Below are 16,450 nucleotides of genomic sequence, written 5' to 3'. Positions count from 1 at the left end.
GATGAGCCTTTCCCTCTCCCAGATCCTCACCCTGCTGCTGTGCTGGCTCGCCTACGCCGTGCTGCACTCCCTGCTCGCATCGCTGTGGCTCAAGCGCAGCGTGGCGGCGCGCTGGCCGCGGCTGGCGCCGGGCTACCGGCTGGTGTTCAACGTGCTCGCGGTGGTCCTGCTGGTGCCACCGCTGTGGCTCACCGTCGCCTGGCGCGGCCCCCTGCTGTGGTCGTGGGACGGCGGCTGGGCCTGGGTGGCGAACGGGCTGGCGCTGGCTGCCGTGGGCGGTTTCGTGTGGTCGACGCGCTACTACGACATGGCGGTGTTCGCCGGCAGCGCGCAATGGGCCAGCCGCAACGGCGCCGCCGAAGACCCCGGCGGTCTGCGTCTGTCGCCGCTGCATCGGCACGTACGCCATCCGTGGTACAGCCTCGGCCTGGTGATCCTGTGGACGCGGGACATGGACGAGGCCCGCCTGGTGAGCGCGCTGTGCATCACGCTCTACCTGTGGCTGGGCTCACTGCTCGAGGAGAAGAAGCTGCTCGCCTTCCACGGCGAGGCCTACGCGCGCTACCGCGAACGAGTACCCGGGCTGCTTCCCTGGCCCGGGCGCAGCCTGAGTGAGGACGAAGCGCGCGCACTGTGTGCGCAGCGCCAATCCTAGGACACGACCCCGATGCGCGGCGCCGGCACCGGGTCCTCGACCGGCCAGCGCGACCAGTCGGGGTCGGGCAGTGCGTTGAAGACCTTGCGCAGGCTGGCGCCCCATTCCCGGTGGATCATGTCGAAGTAGGGGTTGTCCCAATCCACGCTGAGGTGGCGGGCGACGCGCAGCTCGTCGCGGCGGTAGACGAGCAGGTCGAGCGGCAGCCCTACCGACAGGTTGGAACGGATCGTCGAGTCCATCGAGATCAGCGCGCATTTGGCGGCCTCGTCGAGAGACGTACTGCTGGTGACGATGCGGTCGACGATCGGCTTGCCGTACTTCGACTCGCCGATCTGGAAATACGGCGTGTCGATCGACGCTTCGATGAAGTTGCCCGCGGCGTAGATGTTGAACAGCCGCGGCGGTTCGTCGCCGATCTGGCCGGCGAGGATGAAGCTGGCGCTGAAGTCCACGCCGAACTGCTGGAGCGCCTCGGCGTCCTGGCGGTGCACGCCGCGAATGGTCTGGCCGACCAGGCGCGCGCATTCGAACATCGTCGGCGCGTTCCACAGGCTGTCGCGGTCCTGCACCGCGGCGTGCTCGCGCAGCAGGCTGATCACCGCCTGGGTGATGGCGAGGTTGCCCGCGCTCATCAGCACCAGCACGCGGTCGCCGGCGCGCTCGAACACCGTCATCTTGCGGAAGGTGTTGATGTGGTCCACGCCCGCATTCGTGCGCGAGTCGGACAGGCAGACGAGGCCCTCGTCGAGGCACATCGCAACGCAATAGGTCATGCGGTCATCCCGAAGTCGTCATTGATCGGGCGCGAGTCTGCGCCGGCCCTGCTCAGGCGGCAACCGGAACGAGGAAGATGTCGCCAACACTGTCCCCCAGCCGGTTGATGCGCGCCAGGAAGCGCTCCAGCCACGGATGCAGGCCAGCCTCGAAGATGTCGTCCATGCGCCCGTAATGCAACGCAGCGTGCAGCTCGCCGGCCTGGCGCGTGGCCTCAGCCGAGTGCACGTTGGCGATGTCGCAGAGGATGTCGTTGATCTCGTCCAGGCAGGCGTGCAGCGAGCGCGGCATGGCGTGGTTGAGGATCAGCAACTCGGCCACCTTGTAAGGCGTGATCACGTCGCGATAGACGTGGCGATAGGTCTCGAAGGCCGACACTGAGCGCAGCAGCGCGCCCCACTGGTAAAAGTCGGTGGAGCTGGTCAGCCCCTCGGCCTTGGGCAGCAGGCTATGGTATTTGACGTCGAGCAGGCGCGCGGTGTTGTCGGCGCGCTCGAGGAAGGTGCCCAGGCGCACGAACTTGAAAGCCTCGTCGTGCAGCATGGTGCCGAAGGTCACCCCGCGCAGCAGGTGGGAGCGGAACTTCACCCACTCGAAGAATTCCCCCGGGTCCATGCCCTGCAGCTTCTGCGGCGTCACCTCGCGGATCTCGAGCCAGGTGGCGTTGGTCGTCTCCCACATCTCGGCGGTCAGCGTGCCGCGCACCGCATGCGCGTTCTCGCGCGCGGCGCGCAGGCAGTTCCACACGCTGGACGGGTTGTCGCGGTCGAGGACGACGAATTCGATCACATCGTGCGCCGTGAGCGGCCGGCCGGTGCGCGTGAAGGCCTCCGACAGCTCACTGATGTCGAGGATGGCGGACCAGCCTTCGGTGTCGCCGCCGTTGGTACCGGGCAGCAGCGACATGCGATAGGACACGTCGAGCATGCGCACGGTGTTTTCGGCGCGCTCGGTGTAGCGCGCCATCCAGTAGAGATGATCAGCGGTTCGGCTCAGCATGGAAATTCTCCGTACGTGACGCGGCGCAGCGGGCGCTTCGAGCGTGCGTTGTTCAATTGACGACCCAGGTGTCCTTGGTTCCCCCGCCCTGCGAGGAATTGACCACCAGCGAGCCGGCCTTCATGGCAACGCGGGTGAGTCCGCCGGGCACCATGCGGATCTCCTTGCCGCCCGACAGCACGAAGGGGCGCAGGTCGATGTGGCGCGGCGCGACGCCGGCTTCTACGAAGGTCGGGCAGGTCGACAGCGCCAGCGTGGGCTGGGCGATGTATTTGTCCGGCGCGGCGAGGATGCGCAGGCGGAACTCCTCGATCTCGGCCTTGGTCGCCGCAGGCCCCACGAGCATGCCGTAGCCGCCCGCGCCATGGACCTCCTTGACCACCAGCTCGGGCAGATGGGCGAGCGTGTAAGCGAGATCCTCGGCGTCGCGCAGCATGTAGGTCGGCACGTTGTTCAGGATCGGCTCCTCGCCGAGGTAGAAGCGCACCATCTCGGGCACGTACGGATAGATCGACTTGTCGTCGGCCACCCCGGTGCCGACCGCGTTGGCCAGGGTCACGCGGCCGGCGCGGTAGGCCGACATCAGCCCGGGCACGCCGAGCATCGAGTCGGGCCGAAACACCTCGGGATCGAGGAAGTCGTCATCCAGGCGGCGATAGATCACATCCACCCGCTTCGGCCCCTGCGTGGTGCGCATCCACACCGTGTCGTCCTTGACGAACAGGTCCTGGCCCTCGACCAGCTCCACCCCCATCTGCTGCGCGAGAAAGCTGTGCTCGAAATAGGCGCTGTTGAAGGCGCCCGGGGTGAGCAGCACCGCGGTGGGGTCACGCACGCCAGCCGGCGCCACCGCGCGCAAGGTCTCGAGCAGCAGGTCGGGATAGTGTTCGACCGGGTGCACGTCGTAGCGCGAGAACAGGTCGGGGAAGAGCCGCATCATCATCTTGCGGTTCTCGAGCAGGTAGCTCACCCCCGACGGCACGCGCAGGTTGTCTTCGAGCACGTAGTACTCGCCCTTGCCGTCGGCGCCCTCGGCGCGCACCAGGTCGATGCCGGCGATCATCGCGTACAGGCCGCCGGGCACGTCCACGCCTTTCATCTCCGCACGGAACTGGGCATTGTTGAGCACCTGCGCGGCAGGGATGCGGCCGGCGCGCAGGATCTCCTGGCCGTGGTAGATATCGGCGAGAAAGGCGTTGAGGGCGCGCACCCGCTGGCGCAGACCGAGCTCGAGCGCAGCCCACTCGTCGCCCGGAATGATGCGCGGCAGCAGGTCGAAGGGGATCAGGCGCTCCCTGCCACCCTCCTCGCCATAGACATTGAAGGTGATGCCGACGCGGTGAAAGGCGATGTCGGCCTCCTTGCGCTTACGCGTGATGCACTCTCGTTTCGTCTGCTCGAGCCAGTCGGCATAGGGCCGGTAGTGCGCACGCACCGTGCCATCGGCAGCATGCATTTCGTCGTAGGGCTTTGCAGCGGTCATGTTGTGGTCTGCGCTCATGGTTTAACTCCCGTCCCGAACTCCACAGCAGAAAGCATGCCAAGCACCAAAGACACGTAGAAGCCTCACGGCGCGCGGGGACGAACAGGCCTGCACCGACCTGGTGCGCACCACGATGGTTTGCGATGCATCAATCTGGTGCATCGACAGTGCCGCTTTGCTCCTCATCCACCGGCATCACCGTCACCGCCACATCCACTGCATGGCCGCCCCCACCGAGGATCACGCCGCGCAGCGGGCACACGTCGCCATAGTCGCGCCCCCAGGCGAGCGTGATGTGGCCGGCCGCGGGCTGCATGTCATTGGTGGGATCGACGTCGACCCAGCCCAGCCCCGGGCACCACACCGCCACCCAGGCGTGCGAGGCATCGGCACCGATCAGCCGTGGCTGCCCGGGCGGCGGTTCGGTGAGCAGGTAGCCCGACACATAACGCGCCGCCAGGCCGAGCGCGCGCAGACAGGCGATCATCAGGTGCGAGAAGTCCTGGCACACCCCGCTGCGCGCGGCGAAGACCTCGGCCACCGGGGTGGCGACGCTGGTCGCCTCGGGATCGAAGCGGAAATCGGCATGGATCCGCGCCGACAGCGCGAGCAACGCCTCGATCAGCGCCCGACCGGGGGTGAAGCACTGCAGCGCGTAGTCGGCATAGGCCACCGCCTCGTCACCGAGCGCCACGAAGGGCGAGGCGAAGCGGTACTGGCCAGCGTCGCGCGCGTCGGCCTGCAGTGGCGCGTGACCGGAGAGCCCGTCGCGCAGATGGTCGCGCGCCGTCTCCCACGGCGGGCTCGCCGCAGGTTCGGGCCAGGTCGGCGACGCGACGCGGATGCGGCTGTGCGCATGTACGGCAAGCTCGGCGTGCGGCGCGTAGAGCGCAAAGGCAGTCACCGGATTGCCGAAGAAGTCGCTGCGCTCGCTGCGCTGCGCGGGCGCGGGGTCGATCTCCAGCCGGTGCGTAAGCGTGTGCTGGCCATCGAGTTCGCGCGGGCGCAGGTGGGCGACCTGCTGCGACAGCAGCACGGCGCTGTCGTAGCGGTAGGTGGTGTCGTGCACAACGTCGTAGAGCGCCATGGCCGTCAGTCACCTACAGCGACACGGTCGCCCGGCTGCGGGCGTCGAGGTGGGTGAAGTAGCGCTGGGCGAGCGCATCGGCAAGCTGGTTGCCGCAATGCCAGATGTCGGCCAGCACGGCCTGCAGCGGTTCGCAATGCCGATCACGCGCCACCGGGCGTCCACGCGGCTCGGACAATTCATGCACGAAGCAGTCGCACAGCGCCAGCGCATCCAGCGCCGCGAGCTGGCGCCGCAAGGAAGCCGCCAGCGCCTGACCGTCGGGCAGCAGTGCGACGTGCTCGGCGAGCGAGTCGAGCTGGTAGCGCAGCGCGCGCGGGTTGTCGCCGTCGAGCATCACCAGTTCGGCCACCGGCTGCGGCGCGAGGCCGCGGGCATGGCGACTGCGGTAGCGCAGCTCGGCATCGGTGACCGCGAGCAGCGCCTTCAGCCCGCCCGCGCACGGTGCCAGCAACAGCGCCGACAGCGCCGCGGCGAGAAACTGCAGGCGCTCGATACGGCGCCCGATCGACAGGAAGCGCCAACCGGCATCACGCGGCATGCTCTCGATGACGAAGCCCGACAGCGTGACCAGCGACAGCAGCGATTCGTCCAGGCGCTGCAGCGCGTCGCCGAGGCGGGGCGCGCCCTCGGGCGCAGCCGCGAACTCCGACAGCCGGTTGTAGATGCGCCAACTATCGGGTGACAGGCGGTCGCGCACCAGGGCCGCCAGGCGCAGCACCTGGCGCAGGCTGGCCACCACGCTGCCGTCCAGGGCGGGGTCGAACAGCGCCTGCGCCAGCGCTACCGGCGGCGCGGCGGGCACCGCGTCGGCAAGCTCATCCGGGGCCTCGGCCGGGAGCATGTTGCGCCGCCGGCACAGCGCAAGGAGCACCGCCGCGACGTTGCCGCTCTCGCCCGGCCCGCCCTCGCCGCCGCCGCCGGATTCGCCAAGCCGGCCCAGGGTCTCCCGGCCCAGGCGCGCAGCGGCATCGGCGCGCTCGCTGTAGCGACCGAGCCAGAAGAAGTTCTCGGCCACCCGGCTCGAAAGGCTGAGCTTGCCCAGGCCGCGCGCCGGCGGCGCGATCTGTCCGGGCACGATTCGCGGCAGCGGGCGCGGCCGGGCAGGGGAGCCGAGCACCCAGGCGTCCTTGCTACCGCCACCGTGCTGCATCGACACGATGCGCATGTCGGCCTCGGAGGCGACCCGGGTGAGGCCGCCCGGCAGCACCCGGAAGCCATCCGGGCCGGCCGCAGCGAACACGCGCAGACCGATGTTGCGTGCGACCAGCCCGCGCGGGCGGTCCTCATCCTGCAGGTGATCCGGGACGCGCTCGCCCGGTGCCTCGCCATTCACCGCCAGCACGGGTGCCTGCGACAGGTTCACCATCTCCTGGGCAACGAAATCGAAGGGCCGGGCGACGATCCGCGCCGCCAGCGCGTCCAGCTCGGCCGCCGGCAGATCGCGGCAGAACACCGGGCGCTCGCCGAGCGTGGGGTAGGCGGGCTTGACCACCAGTTCGCGCAGGTGCTTCAAGGTGTAGTCGCAAGCCGCCTTTTCGCCGCACCACCAGGTGGCCACCGACGGCATCTTCAGCTTCTGCCCGAGCAGGTGCTCGCACAGGCGCGGCAGATAGCCGAGTAGCGCGCCGGTCTCGAGGATGCCGCTACCGAGCGCGTTGGCCACCGCCACCGTACCCGCACGCACCGCCGCCACCAGCCCGGCGACGCCGAGCGCCGAGTCGTCGCGCAGCTCGAGCGGATCACACCAGATGTCGTCCACCCGGCGCAGGATCACATGCACCCGCCGCAGGCCGTCGAGCGTGCGCAGCCAGACCTTCTCGTCACGCACCGTGAGGTCCTGCCCCTCGACAAGCGGGAAACCGAGCTCGCGGGCGAGGAAGGCGTGCTCGAAGTAGGTCTCGTTGTACGGGCCGGGCGTCAGCACGACGATCAACGGGTCGTCCGCTGCAGCATCGGCCGGCGCGAGTTCGGCGAGGCTGTCGCGGAAGCCCTCGAAAAAGGGCACCAGCGGCTCCACACCGGCGGCGCGGTAGAGCTCGGGGAGCACGCGCGCCACCACGCTGCGGTTTTCCAGCGCATAGCCCGCGCCCGACGGCGCCTGGGTGCGGTCGGCCACCACCCACCAGCGCCCGTCCGGCGAGCGCGCCAGGTCCACCGCATAGAGGTGCAGGAACAGCCCGCGCGGCGGCTTCGCGCCCACCAGCGGACGCAGGAAGCCGCTGTGGCCGTAGATCAGCGCAGGCGGGATCAGCCCTTGCTGGAGCAGGGTCTGCTCGCCGTAGAGGTCGGCGAGGATGCGGTTGAGCAAGGTCGCGCGCTGGCTCACCGCCGCTTCGATCTGCGCCCACTCCGCCGCCGGCAGAATGTAGGGCAGCAGGTCGAGCTCCCACGGCCGCTCGAAGCCGCGCGGGTCGGCATACACGTTGTAGGTGATGCCGTTCTCGTGGATCTGCCGGCGCAGTGCGGCACGGCGCGCCGCCAGTTCGCCCGGCGGCATCGCCTCGAGCGCGCGGTGGAACTCGCGCCAGTGCGGCCGCACCACGATCACGCTGCCGATGCGCTGGCAGAGCTCGTCGTAGCGGTCGGGGCGCGCGGCGTAGGCGGTGAGCAGTTCGGGCGGGCTGTGCGGCTGGACCTGCATGGTTTGTCAGCCTTGGCGACGCAGGTCGAGGGTGAAGGGGAAGTCGGCGTTGCGCTCGGCTGCTGCCGGCGCGATGCGACCAGGGGTGTGGCCGGTGGTGGTGAAGCGCGCCAGGCGGCGGCCTTCGGCCTCGTAGGGGTTGACCGGATAGGTCTCGTAGTTGCGCCCGCCCGGATGGGCGACGTGATACACGCAGCCGCCCATCGAGCGCTCCATCCAGCCGTCGACCAGGTCGAACATCAGCGGCGCATGCACGCCGATGGTCGGATGCAGGCAGGACGGCGGCTGCCAGGCGCGGTAGCGCACGCCGGCAACGAACTCGCCCACCGTGCCGGTCGGCTGCAGCGGCAGCGCGCGGCCGTTGCAGGCGAGTACATGACGGTCGTCGTTGAGCCCGGAGACCTTCACCTGCAGGCGCTCCACCGAGGAATCGACGTAGCGCACGGTACCGCCGGGCGCGCCCTCCTCGCCCATCACGTGCCAGGGCTCGAGCGCCATGCGCAGCTCGACGTGCACGCCGCGCGCAGCGAATTCGCCGAACCTGGGGAAGCGGAACTCGAAGTGCGGCGCGAACCAGTCGAACGCCACCGGGTAGCCGAACTCGCGCAGCTCGGTGACGACATCGCGAAAATCCTCCGCCAGCCAGTGCGGCAGCAGGAAGCGGTCGTGCAGCTCGGTGCCCCAGCGCCGTAGCCGACCCGGCGCGTAAGGCTGCTGCCAGAAGCGCGCGATCAGCGCGCGCAGCAGCAGTTGCTGAGCGAGGCTCATGCGCGCGTGCGGCGGCATCTCGAAGGCGCGCAGCTCGAGCAGGCCGAGCCGGCCGGTGGGGCCGTCCGGGCTGTACAGCTTGTCGATGCAGAACTCGGCGCGATGGGTGTTGCCGGTGGCGTCGATCAGCAGGTTGCGCAGCAGGCGGTCGATCAGCCACGGCGGCACCTGGGCGCCTGGCTCCGGCATCTGCTGGAAGGCGACCTCGAGTTCGTGCACCGAGTCGTGGCGCGCCTCGTCCACCCGCGGCGCCTGCGAGGTCGGGCCGATGAACATGCCCGAGAACAGGTAGGACAGGCTGGGATGGTTGTGCCAGTAGCTCACCAGGCTGCGCAGCAGGTCGGGCCGGCGCAGGAAGGGCGAATCGGCCGGGGTGGCGCCGCCGAGCACGAAGTGGTTGCCGCCGCCGGTGCCGGTGTGGCGGCCGTCGAGCATGAACTTCTCGGTCGACAGGCGCGACTGGTGGGCCTCGTCGTAGAGCGTGGTGGTGCGCTCGACGAGCTCGTTCCAGTTGGCCGCGGGATGCACGTTGACCTCGATCACGCCGGGGTCGGGGGTGATGCGGAAACTCGCCAGCCGGGGGTCCGACGGCGGCTCGTAGCCTTCGAGCACGACCGGGATCGCGAACTCCTCGGCCGTGGCCTCGATGGCGGCGACGACCTCGAGATAGTCCTCGAGCGCCACCGTCGGCGGCATGAAGAGGTAGAGCAAGCCGCCGCGCGGCTCGGCACACATCGCGCTGCGGGTGATCCAGGCGGCGGATTCGAAGGGCGCCGGGCGGCGCGTGGGGTCGATGCGCTCGTCGCGGGTCGCAAGCGCAGCCTCCGCGGCACCGGGCAGCGGAACGGCGGCCTCGCCCTGCGTGCCGCGCAAACCGGCGTGCTCGGCGCGGCCGGCCGTCCATCCGCCGCTGTGCGCCACGAAACCGAGGCCGCTGTCGGCGCCGACGGTGAGACCCGGGCCCGTGTCAGCACTGACGCCATCGGGGCGCACCTGCTGGCGTAGCTCGGCGTGGGCCGGCAAGGTGGGGAAGGCCTGGTTCGGGTCGGCGGGGTGAATCCACGGGTAGTCGCCTTTGTCCGCCCACGGCTGGGAATCCAGCGGCAGGCGGTAGCCGATCGGCGAGTCGCCGGGGATCAGGTACAGGCGCTCGCTGCGCAGGAACCACGACCCGCTCTGCCAGCGCATGGTCTGGTCCGCGCCATGCTTGCGCACGATCGGCAGCACATGGCCGATGACCGCCTTCAGCCCCTGCTCGAAGACCTTGGCCAGGCGCCCGCGCTCGAGTGCGTCATCGACGCGCGAATCGTGCGGGTCGACGTTGGCCGGCAGCCGGCGCTCGCGCCACAGGTAGTACCAGGCGTCCTCGAAGGCCGGCATCATCCACTGCGTGTCGACGCCCAGGCGCTCGCCGACGCGAGCGAGGAAGCGGCCGGCCATCGCCTCATCCACGGCGGTGCCCGAGAGTTCGCGCGCGAACAGGTCCGGATTGCGCCAGATCGGCTCGCCGTCGCGCCGCCAGTAGCAGTTCAGCGACCAGCGCGGCAACTGCTCGCCCGGGTACCACTTGCCCTGGCCGAAGTGCAGCAGCCCGTGCGGCGCATAGTGGTCCTTGAGGCGGAACATCAGGTTCTCGGCCAGCGTGCGCTTGCTCGGTTTGCTGGTGTCACGGTCCTGCGGATCGAGCGCGTCGCTGTTCCAGGCCGCGCCGTCGCGGTCGTCGAGCGACACGAAGGTCGGCTCGCCGCCCTGGGTCAGGCGCACGTCGTGGGCGGTGAGGTCGCCGTCGATGTGGTGGCCGAGGGCCTCGATCGCCGCCCATTGTTCATCGCTGTAGGGCTTGGTGACGCGCGGCGCCTCCCACTCGCGCTCGACCGTCATGTGGTGCTCGAATTCGCACTCGCACTCGTCACTGAAACCGGTGATCGGCGCAGCGGACGAGGGCTCGGGCGTGCACGCCACCGGGATGTGGCCCTCGCCGGCAAAGAGCCCGGAGGTGGGGTCGAGCCCGACCCAGCCCGCGCCGGGCAGATACACCTCGCACCAGGCGTGCAGGTCGGTGAAGTCCACCTCGGTACCGGAAGGGCCATCGAGCGACTTCACGTCGGGCGTGAGCTGGATCAGATAGCCCGACACGAAACGCGCCGCCAGCCCGAGGTGGCGCAGCAACTGCACCAGCAGCCAGGCCGAATCGCGGCACGAGCCGCTCGCCAGGGTCAGCGTCTCTTCCGGCGTCTGCACGCCCGGCTCCAGGCGCACCAGGTAGCCGATGTCGTGCTGCAGGCGCTGGTTGAGCGCGACCAGGAAATCGACGCTGGCCGTGGGCTCGCGTGGGATGGATTCGAGGTAGTCGAGGAACTTCGGCCCCAGCGCCGGCGCCGGTGCCTTGGCGAGATAGGGCGCCAGGTCGACGCCCAGCGCCGCATCGTAGGCAAAGGGAATCTTCTCGGCCGCCGGCTCGAGGAAGAAGTCGAAGGGGTTGATGACCGACAGCTCGGCCACCAGGTCGACCTCGATGCGCAGCTCGGTGGTCTTGTCCGGGAACATCAGCCGCGCGAGGTAATTGGCCTGCGGGTCCTGCTGCCAGTTGATGAAGTGGCCGGCGGGCTCGACCTTGAGCGCATAGGCCAGGATCGGCGTGCGGCAGTGCGGCGCCGGGCGCAGGCGCACGACCTGCGGCGACAGACTCACCGGGCGGTCGTAGCGGTAATGCGTGACGTGGTTCAGCTTGACGTGGATGGACACAGGGGCCTCGCAGGCGGCGTATTGGGCAACGCGCTACTCCAGCAAGAAGCGTGCTACCGGCAAAGGCTACGCCCATCGGCGCGAATCGCAGGCGCTGCGCGCATCCGCGCGCCGGTTGGCCGCGCGCACGACGCACCATTTGCGCAAGCCGCGCACCAGCATGGTGCAACGGCCCATGCGGGGTGATCGCCCTTGCCCAAGCTGGCACAATGCCCCTCATGCCTGCCCGGCCCGCCCACTCGCTCGCCCGCCCTCTCGCTCTCGCCTACGCCCTGCTCGTCGCCTATGCCTGCCTGCATCCGCTGACCGGCTGGCGCGACAGCGGGCTGCCGCCCTTCGACTGGCTGTGGGCGCCGTGGCCAAAGTACTTCATCCTCGAAGACTTCATCTTCAACATCGTCGGCTACCTGCCGCTCGGCCTGCTGTTCGCCGCCGCGCTGCCCGCGAACCTGGCGTTCGCGCGCAAGGTGATGACGGCCACGCTGCTCGCCGGCCTGCTCAGCCTGGGGCTGGAGGCGACGCAGAACTTCCTGCCCGCCCGCATCGCCAGCAACCTGGACCTCGGCGGCAACATTGCCGGTGCGCTCATCGGCGCGCTCTTCGGCGCGCGCTGGGGGGCGGCCGTGTTCGGCCCCCAGGGACGCCTTCACCGCTGGCGCACCGGCTACGTGATCCCCGGGCGCACCGGCGAGGTCGGCCTGCTGCTGCTGGTGCTGTGGCTGCTCGGCCAGCTCAGCGCCACCGATCTGCTGTTTTCCAGCGGCGACATCCGCAGCCTGCTCGACATCCCGACGCCGCTGCCCTTCCGCGCCGAGCGCTTCATCGCCTTCGACACCGCGCTGACCGCGAGCGCGCTGGTGGCGGTGGGCCTGTTCACGCGCTGCATGACGCGCGGCGCCAATCCGTTGCCGGTGGTGCTCGTGCTCGTGCTCGGGGTCGGTGCCAAGGCGCTGGCGACGTGGGCCTTCTTCAGCCCCGCCGCGCCGCTGGCCTGGCTCACGCCGGGCGCCGGGCGCGGCCTGCTCATCGGTAGTGCGGTGCTGCTGCCCTGCCTGCTGTTGCCGCGCCTGGCCCAGCACGCCATCGCCGGCACCAGCCTGCTGCTGGCCACCGCGCTGGTGAACCTGATCCCCGAGAACCCCTACCTGCCCTATGAGCGTCAGCTCGCCGGCTTCAGCAACGTGCTCAACTTCCACGGCCTCACCGGGCTGGTCGACAGCCTGTGGCCCTACGTGGCGCTCGCCTACCTGTCGGCGCTCGGCCTGTGGCGCGGCGAGCACCTCGGCGGCCCGCCCGCGCGCGCCGAGCGCCGCCTATAATCCGGGCATCTCCGCACCCCGGCGCCGCATGTCGATGGCGGCGCTGCACCATCCACCCGAGAGACCGCATGAGCTACTTCAAACATCACGTCTTCTTCTGCTGCAACCAGCGCGCGGCGGGCGAGTCCTGCTGCAACGACCACCAGGCGAGCGCGCTACAGACCTACGCCAAGGAACGCACCGCCGCGCTCGGCCTCAAGGGCAAGGGCAGCGTGCGCGTCAACAAGGCCGGCTGCCTCGGGCGCTGCGACGACGGCCCGGTGATCGTGGTCTATCCCGACAACGTCTGGTACACCTACGTCGACAAGGACGACATCGACGAGATCATCGACAGCCATCTGGTGCACGACCGCATCGTCGAGCGCCTGCGCCTGCCGGAGGACGCCCAATGACCCGCCCGCTGCCCACCGAATCCGCCCTGCTGCGCGGCCATGCCGGCAACATCGAGGCGCTGATCGATGCGCCCGCGACGGTCAAGGGCATTGCGCTGGTCTGCCACCCGCACCCGCTCTTCGGCGGCGCCAACACCAACAAGGTCGCGCACACGCTGGCGCGCGCTTACCGTGACCTCGGCTTCGCGGTGATCCGCCCCAACTTTCGCGGCGTGGGCCAGAGCGAGGGCGAGCACGACCACGGTGAAGGCGAGACCGAGGACATGCTGTCGGTGATCAGTTGGGCGGAGTCGCGCTGGGGCGCGCTGCCGCTGGCGCTCGGCGGCTTCTCCTTCGGCGGCTACGTGCAGGTGCGCGTGGCCAACCGCCTTGCCGAGGGCATCGCGCCGCCGCGCCAGCTCGTGCTGGTCGGCATGGCCGCGGGCGACACCACCGGCAGCGGGCGCAGCTACGACACGCCGGCGCTGCCGAAGAACATCCCGGCGCTCGTCATCCACGGCGAGAACGACGACACCGTGGCGCTCGCCAACGTGCTCGACTGGGCGCGCCCGCAGGAGCAGCCGATCATCGTGATCCCCGGCGCCGACCACTTCTTCCACGGCAAGCTGCACCTGATCCGCGACCTGATCGCACGCAACGTCGATCCGGCGTAAGGGACTTCCCTATTCCGCGCCGTACAAGCGCCAAGTGTTGCGCCCCGCCTCCTTTGCGCGGTACATCGCCGCATCGGCGTGGCGCAGCAGGGTGTCGGGGTCGGCGGAGTCGTCCGGGAACACCGTCAGCCCGATGCTCGCACTGACCTGGACCTCGCGCCCGCCGAGCGCAATCGGCTGCGCCACAGCATGCAGCACGCGATCGAGCACCTGTCCGGCCTCTTCGACATCGACCAGGTTTACCAGCAGCAGCACGAACTCGTCGCCGCCCAGGCGGGCGACCGTGTCACCACCGCGCAGACAGTGCCCGAGCCGCTCCGCGACCGTGCGCAGCACGCGGTCACCGGCCTCGTGGCCGAGGCTGTCGTTGATCGGCTTGAAGTCGTCCAGATCGACCAGTGCCACCCCGAGCCTGTGGCGGCCGCGCGCGGCCTGGGCGTGCGCCTGGCCAATCCGGTCGCGCAGCAGGCGACGGTTGGGCAGGCCGGTGAGCGGGTCGTGGTGGGCGATCTCGTCGAGTTCGGCCTCGTGCGCCTTGAGGTCGCTGATGTCGGTGAACACCTGGATGTAATGGGTGATCTTCCCCGCGTCGTCACGCAGGGCGGCAATCGAGGCCTGCTGGGCAAACTCGGTGCCGCACTTGCCGCGCGTCCACATCTCGCCGCGCCACAGACCATCCTCGCGCAAGGCCTGCCACACCGCCGCGTGGAAGTCCGCCCCGTGCCGCGCCGATGACAGGAAGGCGGACGTGCGCCCCATGACCTCGGCGCGTTCGAAGCCGGTGATACGGGTGAAGGCCGGGTTGACGTCGATGATGCGGTTCTCCGCGTCGGTGATGACGATGCCCTCGAGGCAGACCGCGAATACGCTCGCCGACAGGCGCAACTGCTCGGCCGCGAGCAGGCGCTCGGTGTAGTCGCGGGCGATTCCGACCACGCCGAGCAACTGTCCTTCGGCGTTGTAGATCGGCGCCTTCACCGTCTCGAGAAACACGCGCCGACCGTCGTCGGCCAAGCTCACCCATTCCTCGTTGCGCACCGGCTGGCCGGCGGCGATCGCGCGTCGGTCATGCAGGCGCAGATGGTCGGCGAAGTCGGCCGCCAGGAGCTCGTGATCGGTCTTGCCGAGGACCTCCGCCTCCGGACGGCCGAAGACACGCTCGAGTGACGGATTGCACAGCAGGTAGCGCCCCTCGACGTCCTTCATCCACACCATATCGGGCAGGGTCTCGACCAGGGTGCGCAGGAGGCTGCGCTTGTACGCGAGCGCATCGAGCATGGCGTTGAAGCCGCGTGCCACCGCCCCGACTTCGTCCCTGCGCCCGTCGTCGGGCACACGCAGCTCGTGCTGACCCTCACGCACGGCATCGGCAGCAGCACGGATCTTCTGCAGGCGGGCGGTGATCGCGCGCGCCATCAGCAGCGCCAGCAGCGTCCCGACCGCGATGGCCAACAGGGTGTAGAACATGCCGTCGCGCAAGATCGCCGCAGCCATGCCGGCATGCTCGCCCTGCCCCACGCCGACCCGTGCCCAGCCCACCACGCGGCCTGCCGCGACCACCGGCGCGACCACGTCGGCCAGCTTCGGGCTGGCACCGAGTACCACCGCCCGTGGTTCAGGCCGCTCGAGCAGCGTCCCCATGTCGACAACGTGCTGCCCCACCCGCCCCGGCTCGGTGTGCGCGAGCACCTCGCCACGGCCGTCGGTCAGCATCATGTATTCGACGCCGTTCTCACCGTCGATCCGGGTGAGCTCGGCGAGACCGGCCAGGTCGCGCGTCAGCACCCAGGCGCGCGCGGACAAGGCCAGCGTGCGCGCCAGGCTGCGCGCCTCGTCCACCTGCCGCGCCTGCAGCACGTCCTGCTGGCGCATCACCAGGTCGAACACGAACACGCTCATCATCACCGCGTGCACCAGGGCAACACCGACCGTAAGTTGGCGGCGGACGGTGCCGAACAGCCATTCATGCAGCTTCATGGCAGGTCTCCCACCTTCGCCCTGTAATCGTCGAGAAAGCGCTCCATGGCGTCGCGGTAGCGCGCACCGTCGGCGGGGTTGAAGCGCGCGATCTCCAGGTGCTCCAGAAGCGCACGGCCGGCATCCTGCGTCGCCATGTCGAGCAGCACTTTCCGCACGCTGGCAACGAACACGGGCGACAGGTCGTCGCGCGCCATCACCGCGTTGTTGATCAGCGGATCCGTCTCCCACACCACCACCAGTTCGGCGGCCTCGGTCGGGTGGGTGCGCTGGAACGCGCGCCACGGCAGCGGCCAGGTCACCCCCAGCGCGCACTCGCCGCGGTGCGCACTGAGAATGGCGGACTCCTGCGAGCCGACGTAGACGCTCTGCGTCTCGGCCCGCACATCCAGCCCCTGCTGCGCCAGCCAGAGCTGGGGCAGCATCGCCGCGGCCAATGCGGTGGGCGCCGGATAGCACAGCACCTGCCCGCGCAGCTCGGCGGGCGTCGCCGGCACACGGTCGCGGCGTGCGATGAAGAGGCCGCGAAAGTCGGCGCTGTCGCCCGCCTCCGCAATCACGCGATAGCCATGATCCAGCGCCCGCAAGGCCTGGTACGGATTGGGCAGCAGCAAGTGCGGCGCGCGCCCGACGACCTTGTCCTCGAAATGCGCGTAGTCGTTCGAGGCCTCGATGCCGATGTGCGCGGTCTCGAGCCGGGCACTGAGGTAATCGGCGAGTTCGCCGTAGCGCTGCAGCAGCTTGGTCGGGTTGTGCAGCGGATGCACCGCCAGCCGATATGACGCGGCGCCCGACCCGTCCCCTGGCGCCGTCTGGTAAACCGGCCCCACGGTCTGTTCATGGCGCCCACAGCCCGCAAGCAGGCCGAGCGGCCACGCCGCAGCCGCCCCCAGAAAACGGCGACGCGTGAAGGGGAGAATGCATATCGACGCCATGATTGCATTGTATGGA

Annotated in this window: 12 protein-coding genes; 4 read left to right on the top strand and 8 right to left on the bottom strand. The window is 69.7% G+C overall.

Going from position 1 to position 16,450, the window contains the following annotated elements; genetic code table 11:
- Window position 1 precedes the first annotated feature (1 nt).
- The gene (locus RBT54_RS09740; RefSeq protein WP_320366617.1) at window positions 2-655 is read left to right on the top strand and encodes a hypothetical protein; all 654 of its coding nucleotides are present in this window, start codon (window positions 2-4) and stop codon (window positions 653-655) included.
- Here the strand turns inward: RBT54_RS09740 and RBT54_RS09735 are convergent.
- From RBT54_RS09735 to RBT54_RS09710, 6 genes are all read right to left on the bottom strand, one after another.
- Entirely contained in the window at window positions 652-1,431 is a 780-nt protein-coding gene (locus tag RBT54_RS09735) for a proteasome-type protease (protein ID WP_320366615.1), read from the bottom strand. The genes RBT54_RS09740 and RBT54_RS09735 overlap by 4 nt on opposite strands.
- A 52-nt stretch (window positions 1,432-1,483) precedes the next feature.
- Window positions 1,484-2,431, bottom strand: a complete 948-nt coding sequence (locus RBT54_RS09730) for an alpha-E domain-containing protein (protein ID WP_320366613.1) — start codon at window positions 2,429-2,431, stop codon at window positions 1,484-1,486.
- A gap of 52 nt (window positions 2,432-2,483) precedes the next feature.
- Window positions 2,484-3,914, bottom strand: a complete 1,431-nt coding sequence (locus tag RBT54_RS09725) for a circularly permuted type 2 ATP-grasp protein (RefSeq protein WP_320366755.1) — start codon at window positions 3,912-3,914, stop codon at window positions 2,484-2,486.
- 148 nt (window positions 3,915-4,062) lie between these two features.
- Window positions 4,063-5,001: a transglutaminase family protein gene (locus RBT54_RS09720; RefSeq protein WP_320366611.1), complete on the bottom strand. Its 939-nt coding sequence runs from the start codon at window positions 4,999-5,001 to the stop codon at window positions 4,063-4,065.
- Window positions 5,002-5,014: 13 nt separating this feature from the next.
- Window positions 5,015-7,645: a circularly permuted type 2 ATP-grasp protein gene (locus RBT54_RS09715; RefSeq protein ID WP_320366609.1), complete on the bottom strand. Its 2,631-nt coding sequence runs from the start codon at window positions 7,643-7,645 to the stop codon at window positions 5,015-5,017.
- A gap of 6 nt (window positions 7,646-7,651) precedes the next feature.
- Window positions 7,652-11,158, bottom strand: a complete 3,507-nt coding sequence (locus RBT54_RS09710) for a transglutaminase family protein (RefSeq protein ID WP_320366607.1) — start codon at window positions 11,156-11,158, stop codon at window positions 7,652-7,654.
- A gap of 209 nt (window positions 11,159-11,367) precedes the next feature.
- Here RBT54_RS09710 and RBT54_RS09705 point away from each other — a divergent pair, with 209 nt between their 5' ends.
- The 3 genes from RBT54_RS09705 to RBT54_RS09695 all read left to right on the top strand — a co-directional run bounded on the left by RBT54_RS09705 (window position 11,368) and on the right by RBT54_RS09695 (window position 13,522).
- Window positions 11,368-12,477, top strand: a complete 1,110-nt coding sequence (locus tag RBT54_RS09705) for a VanZ family protein (RefSeq protein ID WP_413788436.1) — start codon at window positions 11,368-11,370, stop codon at window positions 12,475-12,477.
- 68 nt (window positions 12,478-12,545) lie between these two features.
- Window positions 12,546-12,869: a (2Fe-2S) ferredoxin domain-containing protein gene (locus RBT54_RS09700; RefSeq protein WP_320366605.1), complete on the top strand. Its 324-nt coding sequence runs from the start codon at window positions 12,546-12,548 to the stop codon at window positions 12,867-12,869.
- Window positions 12,866-13,522 carry an alpha/beta hydrolase gene (locus RBT54_RS09695; RefSeq protein WP_320366603.1) on the top strand — a complete coding sequence of 219 codons (657 nt, stop codon included), beginning with the start codon at window positions 12,866-12,868 and terminating at the stop codon, window positions 13,520-13,522. The genes RBT54_RS09700 and RBT54_RS09695 overlap by 4 nt, the downstream gene beginning before the upstream one ends.
- Window positions 13,523-13,531: 9 nt before the next feature.
- Here the strand turns inward: RBT54_RS09695 and RBT54_RS09690 are convergent, their stop codons facing one another.
- Together RBT54_RS09690 and RBT54_RS09685 are read right to left on the bottom strand one after the other, a co-directional pair.
- Complete coding sequence (locus tag RBT54_RS09690) at window positions 13,532-15,499, bottom strand: diguanylate cyclase domain-containing protein (RefSeq protein WP_320366601.1); 1,968 nt, start codon at window positions 15,497-15,499, stop codon at window positions 13,532-13,534.
- Window positions 15,496-16,434 (bottom strand): phosphate/phosphite/phosphonate ABC transporter substrate-binding protein, encoded by a 939-nt coding sequence (locus RBT54_RS09685; RefSeq protein ID WP_320366599.1) that lies wholly within the window; start codon window positions 16,432-16,434, stop codon window positions 15,496-15,498. The genes RBT54_RS09690 and RBT54_RS09685 overlap by 4 nt, the downstream gene beginning before the upstream one ends.
- Between the last annotated feature and the right edge of the window lie 16 nt (window positions 16,435-16,450).

Origin of the sequence: Thauera sp., assembly GCF_034003485.1 — a bacterium.
Classification (GTDB): Bacteria; Pseudomonadota; Gammaproteobacteria; order Burkholderiales; family Rhodocyclaceae; genus Thauera.
This window is presented reverse-complemented; position numbering and strand designations above follow the sequence as displayed.